The following is an 893-nucleotide window of genomic DNA, read 5'->3' on the forward strand; positions in this document are numbered from 1 at the left end:
GTGACGATCGCACCGGAAGGTCGCAAGATGCTCCGCCTGGAGGTCCGCAACAGCGAGACCCCGATCGAGCGGAAGCCGTCGTGGATCCGCACCCGGGCCAGGACCGGGCCGCAGTACACCGAGCTCAAGTCGCTCGTCCGTACCGGTGGGCTGCACACCGTCTGCGAAGAAGCCGGCTGCCCCAACATCTACGAGTGCTGGGAGGACCGCGAGGCCACCTTCCTCATCGGCGGCGAACAGTGCACCCGCCGCTGCGACTTCTGCCAGATCGACACCGGCAAGCCCGCCGACCTCGACCGCGACGAACCCCGCCGCGTCGCCGAGTCCGTCCAGCAGATGGGCCTGCGCTACTCCACCGTCACCGGCGTCGCCCGCGACGACCAGCCCGACGGCGGCTCCTGGCTCTACGCCGAGACCGTCCGCCTCATCCACGAGCTCAACCCCGGCACCGGGGTGGAGCTGCTGGCCCCGGACTTCAACAACATCGACGCCCTGCTCGACGAGGTGTTCGCGTCCCGGCCGGAGGTGTTCGCACACAACCTCGAGACCGTGCCGCGGATCTTCAAGCGGATCCGCCCGGCGTTCCGCTACGACCGCTCCCTCGACGTCATCACCAAGGCCCGCCAGGCCGGGCTGGTCACCAAGTCCAACCTGATCCTGGGCATGGGCGAGACCCCCGACGAGGTCACCTCGGCGCTGCAGGACCTGCACGACGCGGGCTGCGAGATCATCACGATCACCCAGTACCTGCGCCCCACCCCGCGCCACCACCCGGTCGAACGCTGGGTCGAGCCGGAGGAGTTCGTCACCCACTCCGAGACAGCCGAACGCATCGGCTTCGCAGGTGTGATGGCCGGGCCGCTGGTGCGCTCCTCCTACCGCGCCGGACGGCT

The 893-nt window shown here is 69.5% G+C and carries 1 protein-coding gene; it reads left to right on the forward strand.

Features of this window, described 5'->3' with window-relative positions; genetic code table 11:
- Positions 1-893: lipoyl synthase (gene lipA / locus TOK_RS23080; protein ID WP_253258578.1), on the forward strand; the 893-nt coding region annotated here is incomplete at both ends.

The sequence above is a fragment of the Pseudonocardia sp. N23 genome (assembly GCF_002583555.1).
Classification (GTDB): Bacteria; Actinomycetota; Actinomycetes; order Mycobacteriales; family Pseudonocardiaceae; genus Pseudonocardia.